Origin of the sequence: Paenibacillus sp. FSL H7-0943 (assembly GCF_037963265.1) — a bacterium.
GTDB lineage: Bacteria > Bacillota > Bacilli > Paenibacillales > Paenibacillaceae > Paenibacillus_AQ > Paenibacillus_AQ odorifer.
The window spans coordinates 4922032-4936444 of sequence record NZ_CP150148.1; the positions used below are offsets into that span (position 1 = coordinate 4922032).

8 protein-coding genes are annotated in these 14413 nt (G+C 43.0%); all 8 read right to left on the bottom strand.

Annotation, left to right across the window (positions count from 1 at the left end):
- Positions 1 to 29: 29 nt before the first annotated feature.
- On the bottom strand, positions 30 to 2291 hold the full coding sequence (gene pflB, locus NSQ55_RS21655) for a formate C-acetyltransferase (protein ID WP_076184179.1): 2262 nt from the start codon (positions 2289 to 2291) through the stop codon (positions 30 to 32).
- A gap of 254 nt (positions 2292 to 2545) precedes the next feature.
- Entirely contained in the window at positions 2546 to 5167 is a 2622-nt protein-coding gene (gene adhE, locus NSQ55_RS21660) for a bifunctional acetaldehyde-CoA/alcohol dehydrogenase (protein ID WP_036682925.1), read from the bottom strand.
- Between the two features lie 408 nt (positions 5168 to 5575).
- Positions 5576 to 7042: an extracellular solute-binding protein gene (locus tag NSQ55_RS21665; protein ID WP_076129626.1), complete on the bottom strand. Its 1467-nt coding sequence runs from the start codon at positions 7040 to 7042 to the stop codon at positions 5576 to 5578.
- Positions 7043 to 7174: 132 nt separating this feature from the next.
- Complete coding sequence (locus NSQ55_RS21670) at positions 7175 to 8047, bottom strand: carbohydrate ABC transporter permease (protein WP_036682930.1); 873 nt, start codon at positions 8045 to 8047, stop codon at positions 7175 to 7177.
- A gap of 1 nt (position 8048) precedes the next feature.
- Entirely contained in the window at positions 8049 to 8969 is a 921-nt protein-coding gene (locus NSQ55_RS21675) for a sugar ABC transporter permease (protein ID WP_076129625.1), read from the bottom strand.
- Between the two features lie 117 nt (positions 8970 to 9086).
- Entirely contained in the window at positions 9087 to 10415 is a 1329-nt protein-coding gene (locus tag NSQ55_RS21680; RefSeq protein ID WP_076278412.1) for a response regulator, read from the bottom strand.
- Between the two features lie 19 nt (positions 10416 to 10434).
- The gene (locus NSQ55_RS21685) at positions 10435 to 12228 is read right to left on the bottom strand and encodes a histidine kinase (RefSeq protein WP_076129623.1); all 1794 of its coding nucleotides are present in this window, start codon (positions 12226 to 12228) and stop codon (positions 10435 to 10437) included.
- Between the two features lie 1539 nt (positions 12229 to 13767).
- Complete coding sequence (gene pgmB / locus NSQ55_RS21690) at positions 13768 to 14406, bottom strand: beta-phosphoglucomutase (protein WP_076302713.1); 639 nt, start codon at positions 14404 to 14406, stop codon at positions 13768 to 13770.
- Positions 14407 to 14413: the final 7 nt, after the last annotated feature.

Here is a 14413-nt window from a genome sequence, read left to right on the forward strand (position 1 = left end):
AATTCAAAGATCTTCATGACAGGAACAAATTACATCGAACCGTGGAATGTACGGTTGATTACATCCATTTGTTGTTCACGAGTCAGCTTGATGAAGTTAACTGCATAACCGGATACACGGATAGTCAATTGTGGATAGTTCTCTGGGTGCTCCATAGCGTCCATCAGCTGTTCACGGTTAAATACGTTAACATTCAAATGCTGAGCGTTGTTATGGAAGTATCCATCCATCATGTGTACCAGGTTAGACTTACGGGAATCCTCGTCTTTACCAAGTGCCTTAGGTACGATGGAGAACGTATTAGAGATACCATCTTGTGCATCGGAGTAAGGCAGTTTAGCTACAGAGTTCAGGGAAGCCAAGGCGCCTTTCTTGTCACGTCCGTGCATTGGGTTAGCACCTGGTGCGAAAGGTTCACCTTTCTTACGTCCGTCAGGTGTAGTACCTGTCTTCTTACCGTACACTACATTCGAAGTAATGGTCAGTACCGATTGAGTCGGCACAGAATCACGATATGTTTTGTTTTTACGGATCATAGTCATGAAGGTTTCAACCAATTCTACTGCGATGCTGTCAACAGCATCGTCATTGTTACCGTAGCAAGGGAATTCGCCTTCGGTTTCGAAATCGATCGCAATACCTTGTTCGTTACGAATAGGTTTTACTTTGGCGTATTTAATTGCGCTTAGTGAGTCAGCTGCAACGGACAGCCCAGCAATACCACAAGCCATCGTACGCAGAATGTCACGGTCATGCAGCGCCATTTCGATACGTTCGTAAGAATATTTGTCATGCATATAGTGAATGATGTTCAAAGTGTTAACATAAGTCTTAGCCAACCACTCCATCATCGGTTTGAAACGTTTCATTACTTCGTCATAATCCAGATATTCAGAAGTGATCGCTGGGAATTCCGGTCCAACTTGTGCTCCGGATTTTTCATCTACACCACCATTGATAGCATACAGTAATGCTTTTGCCAGGTTGGCACGAGCACCGAAGAACTGCATTTGTTTACCGATACGCATTGGAGATACGCAGCAAGCAATCGCATAATCTTCACCCCAGTATGGACGCATTACATCGTCATTTTCATACTGAATTGCACTAGTTTCGATGGAAACCTTAGCACAATATTTTTTGAAGGCTTCAGGCAATTTTTCGGACCACAGTACAGTTAAGTTTGGTTCCGGAGCTGGACCCAAGTTGTACAGGGTGTTCAAGAAACGGAAGCTGTTCTTAGTAACACGAGTTGTTCCGTCTTCAGCCATACCACCGATGGATTCAGTTACCCATGTTGGGTCGCCGGAGAACAGATCATTATAGTCAGGTGTACGCAAGAATTTCACGATACGCAGTTTCATTACGAAATGATCGACGATTTCTTGTACTTGTTCTTCAGTCAAAGTACCTTCAGCAATATCGCGTTCTGCATAGATGTCCAGGAAAGAGGACACACGGCCCAGGGACATCGCCGCACCATTTTGCTCTTTAACTGCTGCCAGATATCCGAAGTATACCCATTGAGTAGCTTCTTTGAAGTTGGTCGCCGGTCTGGAAATATCCATACCATGAGCAGCTGCCATTTCTTTCAATTCGCCAAGTGCACGAATTTGCTCGGACAGCTCTTCACGCAAACGAATGATATCTTCAGTCATGGAATCTACTTCAAGCTCAGTTTGTTGTTGTTTTTTGTCTTTAATGAGGAAATCAATACCGTACAGAGCAATGCGGCGGTAGTCGCCGATGATGCGTCCGCGGCCGTAAGCATCAGGAAGACCTGTAATTACGCCGGATTTACGCACAGCTCTCATGTCTGGTGTATATGCATCAAATACGCCTTGGTTATGCGTTTTGCGAATGTTCGTAAACATGTCAACGATGTTTTGTGGAAGCTCGAAGCCATAAGCCTTCGTAGCATCAACCATCATCTTGATCCCGCCGAATGGCTGGATGGAACGTTTGAAAGGAGCATCAGTCTGTACGCCTACAATTTGTTCCTTGTCCTTGTCAATGTAGCCTGGTGCATGTGAAGTGATTGTGGAGACAGTATCTAGGGAAACATCCCATACGCCGCCTCTTTCTCTTTCTTCCTTGCTCAATTGGGAAATAATCTTCCACAGTTCAGTTGTGTTACTAGTAGGTCCTACGAGGAATTCTTCGTTTCCTTCATAAGGCTTAATGTTGCTTGCGATAAAGTTGTTAACGTCAACTTTTCTGGACCATTTACCTTTTGCAAAACTTCTCCAACCGGATTTCACTTCTTGTACATCTTTTTCAATCACCGACATGCTAAATCCCTCCATCTATATTTATATTATATTTGTAGAGATCGCGGGCTTGAAGGTTGATCCCGTGTCTCGTGATCCCAAGAAAAATATGGTTGTTCGAAAATTCACAATCATTGTTCCATATATGGGACCGTTGTTTATATAAACATTTTAGTTTATTTTCTATAAATAGACTGTGACAAATATCACCTTTCCGGTGATATTTGTCACTTATATCTAATCCACAACCATCCTATTATCTACTTAACCAAATATTAATTATCAAATCTTCCGTAGAAAGCATTACGATATACATCTGCGAGTTCAGATACCAGCGGCAGCTTAGGATTGGCAGTTGTACATTGATCTTCAAATGCACGGTCAGCCAAGTAATCTACATGGGATTCAAAATCCTTAGGATCAAAGCCCAATTGTTGGAAGGATTCTTCGATACCCAGTTTTTTGTTCATGTCGCGAATAGCATTGATCAGGCTAGTTACACCTTCTTCAGTTGTGCGAGCTGGCAATCCCAGAATACGGGCGATTTCTGCATAACGCTCGTCAGCTACGAAGTGTGAATATTTAGGGAACGAAGCGAACTTCGTAGGTTTCTTAGCATTGTAACGAATAACGTGTGGCATAAGGATCGCATTAGTACGACCGTGAGCAGTGTGATATTGACCGCCCCATTTATGCGCCAAGCTGTGGTTAATACCCAGGAAAGCATTAGCAAAGGCCATACCAGCAAGTGTTGATGCGTTATGCATTTTTTCACGGGCAACTCTGTCGCCTTCAAGAGCCGATTTTTCAAGGTATTGGAATACCAATTGGATTGCTTTAATTGCCAGACCATCCGTGTAGTCACTCGCCATAACAGATACATAAGCTTCGATGGCATGTGTCAATACGTCCATACCTGTATCAGCTACAGCAGTTTTTGGCAAGCTGTATACGAACTCTGGATCAATGATAGCTACGTCTGGAGTTAGCTCGTAGTCAGCCAAAGGATATTTAGTGTGTTGTTCAGTTGTTTTATCGGTAATAACTGCGAAAGATGTTACTTCCGAACCTGTACCCGAAGTAGTTGGAATCGCTACAAACTTAGCTTTGTTTCCAAGTTTAGGGAATTTGTAAACCCGTTTACGGATATCCATGAATTTTTGTTTCAGACCATTAAAGTCTGCGTCTGGATGTTCATAGAATAACCACATTCCTTTTGCAGCATCCATTGGGGAACCACCACCAAGTGCGATGATGCAGTCCGGTTGGAATCTGTTCATCATTGCTGTACCTTTTTCAACTGTAGTTGTCGATGGATCTGGTTCAACTTCCGAGAACACTTCGATCGCTACAGGAGTTTGGCGTTGACGCAGGTAATGTTCAACTCTCTCAACATATCCAAGCTTAACCATCATTGGGTCAGTGATAATTGCGACACGTGTGATATCAGGCATTTTGGTCAGGTACTGAGTAGCGCCTTTTTCGAAATAGATCTTGTCAGGTACTTTAAACCATTGCATATTCACGGTACGACGATTCACCCTTTTCACGTTGATCAAATTGATTGCTGTAACGTTTTGCGACACGGAGTTACGACCATAAGATCCGCAGCCCAGCGTCAACGAAGGGATGTTAGTGTTATAGATATCGCCGATCGCACCATGAGTGGAAGGCGAGTTAACGAGAATACGTCCTGTTTGCAGACGGTTAGAGAACTTCATGATTACTTCTTCGTTGTTGGAGTGGATAGCCGAACTATGGCCCATACCACCAAATTCAACAACTTGTGCTGCGCGTTCAATACCTTGATCTGCGTTTTTAACTTTGTAGCAAGCAAGCACAGGACTCAATTTTTCAGCGGACAATGGATATTTAGTGCCTACACCTTCAAGTTCTGCTACCAGAATCTTAGTGCCGGCAGGAACTTGAATGCCGCACATTTCAGCAATTTTCACTGCGGATTGTCCAACGATTGCTGGATTAACCGCACATTTATCAACGTTCATAGCGCCGCTAGTAAGTTTGGCAGCTTCTTCTTTGTTAACAAAGTAGCAGCCATTAGCGATCATTTTCTTTTTCACTTGATCGAAGATTGGTTCTTCGATAATAACAGCTTGCTCGGAAGCACAGATCATACCATTATCAAATGTTTTGGAAAGAATGATGTCCGTTACGGCTTGATCGATATCCGCGCTCTTTTCGATGAATGCAGGTACGTTACCAGGACCTACGCCAAGAGCTGGTTTACCACAGCTATAAGCTGCTTTTACCATTGCAGAACCGCCAGTTGCAAGAATAAGTGCAACGTCAGGGTTGTTCATCAAAGCGTTTGTTTTGTCCATCGTTGGCATTTCAATCCATTGGATACAATTCTCAGGTGCGCCAGCTTTTACAGCCGCATCATGAAGAATTCTAGCAGCTGCTGCACTACACTCTTGCGCAGATGGGTGAAAACCGAATATAATAGGGTTCCGTGTCTTAATCGAAATCAACGCTTTAAACATCGTGGTGGATGTAGGGTTGGTTACCGGTGTGATACCCATTACAATTCCGACGGGCTCAGCAATTTTTTGGAAGCTTTCATAAGCATTGTCTTCAATAACGCCTACTGTTTTATCGTATTTAATTCCGTGCCAGATATATTCTGTCGAGAAGATGTTTTTAGTAATTTTGTCTTCGTAAACCCCGCGGCCAGTTTCTTCTACAGCCAATTTAGCGAGGTACATATGTTTGTCGAGTCCAGCCAACGCCATTGCATGAACGATTGTGTCAACTTGCTCTTGATCCAGCGCCATGAATGCCTCATGTGCTTTTTTCGCTTTATCCACCAAAGTCTGAATATACTCTTCAGCGGTAGTTTGTTTAACTTGGGCGGCGACTTCGTTCTTAACTGCCATCTCCCTCGTCCTCCTGTCAATTTTTAGGTTGTTTTTCTCTACACATTTATCTTATCACATCATTTCCACCTTGTATAGTGAAATCTTTCACAAAGTATAAAGTTTTTTTGATTTGTTTTCAAAGCGCTTTCATTCAATCATATTATAGGTTTTTTACCATTATTTATGCTGTATTATTCCTTAAATCTAAAGTTTATGTTTAAAAAGACAAGAACCGATACCCATTTTCTACCTTTCCGCTCGCAAAAATATTTTAAAAATACAAATCTAATTTTGTTGACACTCTATTTTTCTCATGACCCTCTAAAAAATAGTCGGAAGCCATCCGTTGGGTTGATTTATAAAAATATCAATAATATAAACATAAAAAAACCGACTCCTAAAGGAGCCGGTTCTGTCCTTCCTTGCCTATTCTACTTTAATTGTATCGAAGAATTTCTCTTGCACTGTTTTGGCAGCAGCTTCAAGCTGTGTCTTAGAATCTGTTCCTTTTTTGGAGAACAGCTCTTGAATTACATTGGACATGGTTGCGTAGTAGTCCTGTGTATTGTATTGCGCTTCCGGTTTACCGTCCAGCAAGCCTAAAATATCAGGGCTGTATTGATATACATTTGTATATTTATCATACACAGCTTTTGTTTTCTTGCCGAAGTCAGAATCTGCAGAATAGTAATCTAAGAGCGGCGGAATAAAGTATTTGCCATCCGTTGTACGTTGTTGCAGAACCGCATCCAGTGCTTCTAGACCTTTATCGGAGAAGTAATCAAATGTAATATAACGGAATGCCATTTCTTGCTCGTCTGGTGTTGCATTTGGATTGATTACAAGGTAGTCACCACCAAGTACCCCAGTGTGTTTTCCGCCTTTTTCCATCGCAGGCATTGGATACGTAAGTACATCTTCTGGTTTCAGACCGCCTTGATTCAACGCTTGCTCAATAACACCGTCAGATCCAGCCATTACCATTGCTGTACGACTTTGTTGGAATGCGCCTACAGCATCACCCCAGCCCAGTGCCCAGTCCTGAGGAATCGCATTTGCTTCCCATCTAAGTTTCTTGTAGAAATCCAGCGCTTTAATCCCAGCCTCAGAATTAAAAGTAGCTACAACCTTACCGCCTTCAATCTTCTGAATTTCACCGCCAGCCTCGAACAGGAAGTTGGTCCAGTTCCAGCCTGCTTCATTCCCTTTACCCATTGGAGCAATACCGGAAATCCCTTTTTTGGTATCAGCTACGCCTTTCGCGGTATTCAGCATATCATCCCAAGTCCAATCCATAGATGGAACAGCAACGCCTTTTTCATCCAGCATTTTTTTGTTGATCATTGTGGTTGTTACATAACCCTTTTGAGTTACGCCGAATACTTTTCCGTCAATGATAAATTGGTTTTGGAGAACCGGGTTAATTTGATCCTTAAATTCGTATTTATTCCACAGATCCGTAATGTCAGCTACCCAGCCTTTTTCAACTAGGAATTTTGCTTCTGTAGCGTAAGTGTTAAAGAAGGTTGGAGCTTCATTCGCTGCCATTTTGATGCCGATTTCACTTACATTGTACTGCCAATCGTCTTTGACGATTTCAACATTCGGATACTCCTCTTGGAAACGTTTGATCTTGTCATCTTCCTGTGCTCTAACTTCGGTTAGGTCAGGGGTTGGATAGTGAATTTTGATGGTCACTTTTCTTTGTGTGATATCATCAGTTGGCGCTGCTGTAGCACTGCCAGCATTATCTGTTGCAGCATTCGTTGGCGCAGTAGTCGCTTCCCCTTCCTTGTTTCCTGTCGTGTTTCCGTTATTGTTGTTACCGCCGCATGCGGTTAACAATGATCCGGCCACAAGGAGGCTTAGTAGCACGCTAGAGTACTTACGCATTGAAACTCCCCTTTTCAATTCATAGTTATCTTACATATCGATCATAAAAGAGAAATCGTTTACAAACGAGGTGCATTTATATTCCTTTCATGTGCATGTTTACGATCCGTGACTAAATCGGTCGATCTGCGCTTATCCCTTAACTGCTGATAATGCGACGCCACGCATAATGAACTTTTGGAAAATCAGGAAGACAAGGATCGGCGGCAACGATACGATAAATAGGATAGCGAATTTAATATTCGTATTAAGTGCCTTTACATTAATAACGTATTTATAGATTGCTGTCGCGAGCGTATATTTCTCTTCACTGTGCATAACCAGAGATGGCCAGAACCAGTCATTCCATGCAGTAGAAAAGATAAAGATCGCCAGCGTAGCAAATATCGGAACCGACAATGGCACTGCAATGGAGAAAAAGCTTCTCGGCTCAGAGGAGCCGTCAATCCGCGCTGCTTCAAAAATTTCAGGATGTATCCCATCAAAAAAGTTCTTTAAGAGTAGAAAATAGAATGTATTCGCACCAGCCGGCAGCCAAAAGGCAGCGTACTGATTCAGTAATCCAAGCTCTTTTAGATTGACAAAGTTGGGAATCATGTAGCTGGTCGCCGGAATAAACAATGTCATCAGGAAAAAGAAATAAATTGCCTTTCTGTAAGGAACATTCATACGAGAAATGCTGAAAGCAGACATTCCCAATACGACTAGTGTCACGACCATATTCCCCACAAAAATATAAATAGTGTTCTTAAGGAACATCAGCAGATCAATGTAGTTCATCGCTTCTTTAAGGTTGCTGAAGTGCCATTCCTGCGGGAAAAAATGCGGTGGGAATGAGTTCACCTCTTGATTCGATTTCAGTCCGTTAAATAACGTCATACAAATCGGATACAGCATGCTAAACACCATAATCAAAATAACCACGCACATCAAGCCATAAACGATCTTATTGCTTGTTTTTTTCAAATCATGTTCTGAGAGTATGCCTCTATCTGCGCTCTTCATCTTAGTTGTCCTCCTTGTTAAGCTTGAACTGTAAAATGCCCAAACCACCTAGGACTATGAACATTAGCATGCCAAGCGCAGTCGCTGTTCCATAATCGAGTCTTGTAAAAGCATATTTTACGATCAGCAGCGCATAGGTAAGCGTAGTATTATTCGGTCCACCATCAAGCAGCGCCATTTGTGACTGATACCCTTGTGAAGTCCCGATAATCTGTAATATAAACATCAAAATGATCAAATTACGTAGCGAAGGCAATGTGATGTACTTTATACGTGCCCACACACCCGCCCCATCAATCTCAGCTGCTTCATACCAATCCCGCGGAATGCTGAGTACAGCAGCCAAGTATATTAACATCCCTGATCCAAACTGCTGCCACGTCTCCATAAAAACAAGGGAAATCATCGACCACCTTGTATCTGTCAGGAAGGCAACCTGGTCCACACCAAGCGAGCTTAATACTGCATTGATTGGGCCCACAGGATCATAGAGCCATCTCCAGAGTCCATATAGCACCACACCAGGCATTACAAAAGGTAGGTAAGCCGCTACCCGTACAAAGCCCCCAAACCTTCTCAGCTCCGAGATCATAATAGCAAAAGCAATCGGAACCCAGAACCCGATAATAAGACATAGAAGCATGTAATACCCTGTATTTTTTAACGCGGTCAAAACATCCGGATCACTAAGGGCTCTAGCATAGTTCTCAAAACCAACAAAGCTATTCCCTTTTACAAAATCAACATGGTAGAAGCTGTACAACAAGCCTTTAAAAATTGGCACCCACAAGAACATTACAAAAATAATCACAGCAGGTACGAGGAACATATATCCCCAAAAGTTTTTCTTCCAGCGGTTTTGCTTGTAAGGTGTACCCTTCAGCGCCGGCGGATTTTCGGATACAACTGCGGTTTGATTCATCAGGCTCCCTCATTCCATTTTTCTTTCAGCATTTTTCGCAAAATGCTTCCTACCTTAAATTGTAGAAAATGAGGGTTGTACTGAACATGTCTAAATCTACCGAAGTAGTATGTGTTTTTACTTCTTCAATTCACTGGGGCTAATCCCATAATATTTTTTGAAAATTTTACTAAAATGCTCCGGTGATTCATAACCTACGCGCTCGGCGATTTCGTATCTGCGAAGATCTGTGTTCAAAATCATCTCCCGGCTTTCTTCCATCCGCAGCTTAATTACATATTCCCACAGGTTGTAACCTGTATTTTTCTTAAACAGATAGCTCAAATAATTGGGGCTGACATGGTTTTTCTTAGCCACTTCATGGATGGTTAATCCTTTTTGCGCATAGTTCTCGTCAATATACTCTCTCGCTTTCTCTACAATCAGATTGCTGCGTGTATGAAGCTCTTCTACTGAAGGATCGGTTGTGTAGCTGTTCCAATTAAAATCCCCGTAGTAAAACACATAATGGTCATTGTGTTCATTATTCCAGAGAATGGCTTTGGAGGCTTGACGGTTCAATACAGCCATAAAAGAAAGACCCTTGAGAATCTGGCTGATGCCGATAACTGCATTTAAGTGCAGATATTTTTGAATATTAAAATGAAGACTACGGCCAAGGATATCTAGCCTATTAATTTGGCTGGCAGACGAATCTTCATAGCTTTTTTCATCCCACTGAATAATGATCGTAATCTCTTCATCCTCTGCGTAAAAGGCTGTCGAGTTCCACTCCTGATCCATCAGCTCTTTGGCGATATTCAGCGCGGCATAACAAAGAAGCCGTCTGTCCCGCAGGGTGTAGTGCTTCTCCTGATTCGTTCCAGCCAGAGGCACCTTAATTTTTAAGACGGAAAAATACGGCCCTTGCAGCTTCAGGTTATCCAGCTTTTGCAAGCGTTCTGCATCACACAGTACACCTTCAGGCTCAATGAGCAGCTCATTCAATAACTTGCTGTATTCCGGAAGCGGCTCTTCCAGCCGAAAGCTTTCGTTAATACCTGACATGAAAATATCCAATTCTGGTGATGGTTTCCCCATCTTAAGCAGCACATTTCGCACCGAATCCAGAAATTGCTCACTGTTCAAAGGTTTGATCAAATAATCCTTCGCTCCAAGCCTAACGGCCATTTGCGCATATTGAAACGTCTCGTGTGCAGAAATCACGATGGTCTGTACCCAGGGTTTGGCCAATTTTGCATGCTGCATTAGATCAATCCCGCTCATTGCGCCCATCTGAATATCAGTCACGAGCAGGTCTATTTCCTCCATCCGAATGCAGTCCAGCGCTTCAAAACCACTGTTTGCTGTATAAATATGGTCTATGTTTAACCCCGAAGAAGCTAATAAATTGCTCAGCCCTTTACAAATCAAGGGTTCGTCATCCACAACTAATATATTGAACATATCTGTATGCTCCCCTTCCTTAGTCCTGATTCTCTGATTTCGGAAGCTTAACCGTCACCAATGTACCGCCCTCTTTACGAGGGGTATAGCTGATGCCATAATCAGAGCCGAAGTGTAAATGAATACGCTGGTTAATGTTGCGAATCCCGTAACCGCTGGCCGGATTTGGACTGTCGTCATTCAGCACAGCTTCAATGGCCTGATAATCAACAGACTTATAGCCGTTATCTTCAATAGTGATCTCGACGGTATCGTCCACACAAACTGCGCTAATGATGATTTCCCCATCCTCGCCCATATTTTTGACACCATGAATAATAGCATTCTCAATTAACGGCTGCAGGGTAATTTTAGGAATTAGATTTCTTTTCGTATCTGGATGAATCTTCATTACTACACGAAATATATAATCATACCGGTGCTGCTGCAGCTTGATGTAGGCCGTTGCATGCTCCAGCTCTTCTTCAAGGCTAATCAGCTCCCTTCCCCGACTGAGGCTAATCTTCATAAGCTTGGATAATTCCTTGATCATCTCGGCGGATTCAACGTTACCTTCCAGCGAGCTTTTCCAGTAAATACTCTCCAAAGTGTTGTAGAGCAAATGCGGATTGATCTGCTGATAGAGCAGTTGAAGCTGTGATTCCTTCTGTTTTAGCTCCATCTGGTATTTATAAGTAATTAGTCCATTTAGCCTGCGGGCCATGTCATAGGTAGATCCAATCAGCACACTGACCTCATCGTTACTCCCTCTTTTTGGCGTCTCAGGGACACGATTGCCTGGCTCAAACTTCCGGACGAAAAAAGCTAACTTTTGCAAAGGCGTCATTAATGAACGCCAGAAATAAGTAATCATGATTAATCCAAAAACAGCATAGGCCACAGTTATGTATTGAATCACACTTTTCATTTCGTTTTGTTGCTGCAGCAGCGCTTTTACGGCGATTTTGTAGACTAGCTTCTGTCCTAAGGCATGGTTATTATTGACCACATAAATAAAATCCGAGGTAATAACATCCACGGTTCCCTCCAAATCCTCAGCAACGACCGTCTCCGGCAGCGTAATGATCTCACCAGTATTATTCGTAGTAGAAGCGAGTACACGATTATCCAGATCTGTTAAGTAAATATCACCATCAGGCAACGATATGGATTTAAGGGATTCTCCGATTTTTGCGTCCATTTTGGTAATGACTAAAACCCCAATGGTCTCAGCTTTTCTGGAGATGTTATTGACAGCTCTCATATAGGTAAGAGTCTTCAAGTTTTCCGCTTGTGCACTTAGCTTCCCTGTAAATTTTAGAGATCCGCGACCCTTTTTCTGGACAACCTCCTCGAACCAATAGGGCTCTTCCGCTTTGGAAAAGAAATATACCCCCGCCTTCTTAACCTGTGGGAAATTGGGTGCAAAAAAATAATAATCCTCGGGATCGTATATATAAAGGGAATAATAGATGCCGTCCCCACGCTCCGCTCCCTGCGAGTAACTGACCAACAGCTTCTCTATCGTCTCATAACGTTTAACCCGCTCCAGAATGGTATCCGAACCCGTCATATTAATCTGTTGAATCAGAGGATTTTGAATTACAGTGGTAGTAATTTTATTTACGGTATCGATATCTCGGTTAATGATGGTGAAGTTTTGCTTGTTCAGCTCTACATAAGCATTCGTCACATGGCGCTTCAGAATTTGCTCAGCCTTCATATTCCCGTAAATGTTCAAAAACAGAATCGGCGAGATCATAATCAGAAACAGCAGGATAAGCTGTTGTTTGACGTTTAGCTTCAAAATCGGCCTAATCAGCCTAGACAACATCGAGATACACCTCCGGGTTCAATAACTATATCAAAGTGATAAACGCTTACATATGTTTATTTTAAAGTTTTTTATGTTCATTTGTATGTAGTTTTTTATGTTGGGCGGATAAAAAGAGCATGATGATATGTTCGCCACTACGTAGAGCGTTTGGGCTTACGATCGCTGTTATCCTCAGATTTCCTGATTTTATACCGCTGAGTGGTAGAAATCCGAGGATAAAGGCGACCACTGGCGTTTCTCCAGCTCCAAACCTCCACTTCGCAACTCCATCAACGGAACTCTTAAAAACCGCAAACAGAAAAAGTGGGAGCGGTATAAAGGACACTGCGTGGGGCTAGGAGAAATGAACTCTATATGGAAGAAGTGCCATGTATGTTCTTGAACACTTGAACACTTGAACACTCAAGTACTTCAATACTTGAATGTGCTTTGTCTGTTGGGCGTCTGGATTACTTGATGTGCGATGGTGGTATTGTAGGGCGTTGGATTGCTTAATGTGCGATGGTTGCGTTGTAGGGCGTTGTGGGCGTTGGGTTTCTTGATGTGCGACTTATTACTTATTCGGCGTTTTGCATTCCCACACACACTCTTTTCACGATGAGCGATCGGACTCAGATGCAGCTATTGGGCTGATTTTTGGCTTTTACGGGGAGTTACGGACCCCAGAGGCATTATTCGTTCCAAACGTGTGCGATATGAAGGATTTTCGCGCCAATAGCGACTATGCGGTCCGATAGGATCGCAAATGAGCCGGATTATTACTTATAGCGACTATGCGGTCCGATAAACTGTTGAGCTTTTGACTAACGTTCTGAATGACTTAATATACGGCTAATAGCGACTATGGGGTCCGATCACCGTCTGAGCTTAAGACTAACTATCTGAATTACTTAATGTGCAGCTCAACTACTTATTCGGCGTTTTGCATTCCCACACACACTTTTTTCACGATGAGCTATCGGACTCAGATGCAGCTATTTGAACAAATTCCTGCTTTTACGGGGAGTTTCGGACCCCAGAGGCGTTATTCGTTCCAATCGTGTGCGATGTGAAAGATTTTCGCGCCAATAGCGACTATGCGGTCCGATAGGTTCGCAAATGAGCCGGATTATTACTTATAGAGACTATGAGGTCCGATAGACCCTTTGAGTTTTTGAGTTTTTGAGCTTAAGACTAACTATCTGACTAACTTAATGTGCAGCTCAGCTACTTATTCGGCACTTTGCATTCCCATACACTCTCAGCACGATGAGCGATCGGACTCAGATGCAGCTATTTGAACAAATTCCTGCTTTTACGGGGAGTTTCGGACCCCAGAGGCATTATTCGTTCCAAACGTGTGCGATATGAAGGATTTTCGCGCCAATAGCGACTATGCGGTCCGATAGGTTCGCAAATGAGCCGATTTATGGCTAATAGCGACTATGAGGTCCGATGGACAGTCTGGGCCAGCTAAATACAGAGACTTTGCACAAAAAAAGACCGCCCCCAAAGTCATCCGCTACTTTGGAGTCGGTCCCATGTTCATTTAGAGCTTTAGTCTGTCAGCAGCTCATACAACCCTTTAACGACCAGATCAGCTTCCTTCAGCACCTCAGGTTTGCCGATACCTACAACCTTCATCCCAGCAGCTTTACCTGCTTGAACGCCTGCCTCAGCATCTTCAAACACAACACATTCATCCGGCTGCAAGCCTATCTCCTGAGCCGCGATCAGGAACACCTCTGGGTCCGGTTTGGCTAGTGACACTTTGTTGCCGTCAACAACTGCATCAAATAAGTCTGTAATGTTCAGCTTATTCAAAATAAACTCAGCGTTCTTACTGGCTGAACCTAACGCAATCCCAATCCCACGTGATCTCAATCCTGTTAGGTATTCTTTCACTCCAGGCAGCAGCTCCGATTCCTCGAGTCGAGAAATGTATTCTACGTACAGGCGGTTTTTCTTCTCCGCCATTGCCAGCTTCTCTGCTTCCTCAAATTCCAGGCCACCCACTTCCAGCAGGATATCAAGTGATCTCATCCGGCTCACACCTTTAAGCCGTTCGTTATCCTCCTCCGTGAATTTAAAGCCAAGCTCATCTGCAAGACTCGCCCACGCCAAATAATGATATTTGGCTGTATCTACGATCACGCCATCCAGATCAAAGATGGCGCCTTTCATATTTTCCAACATTGATTTG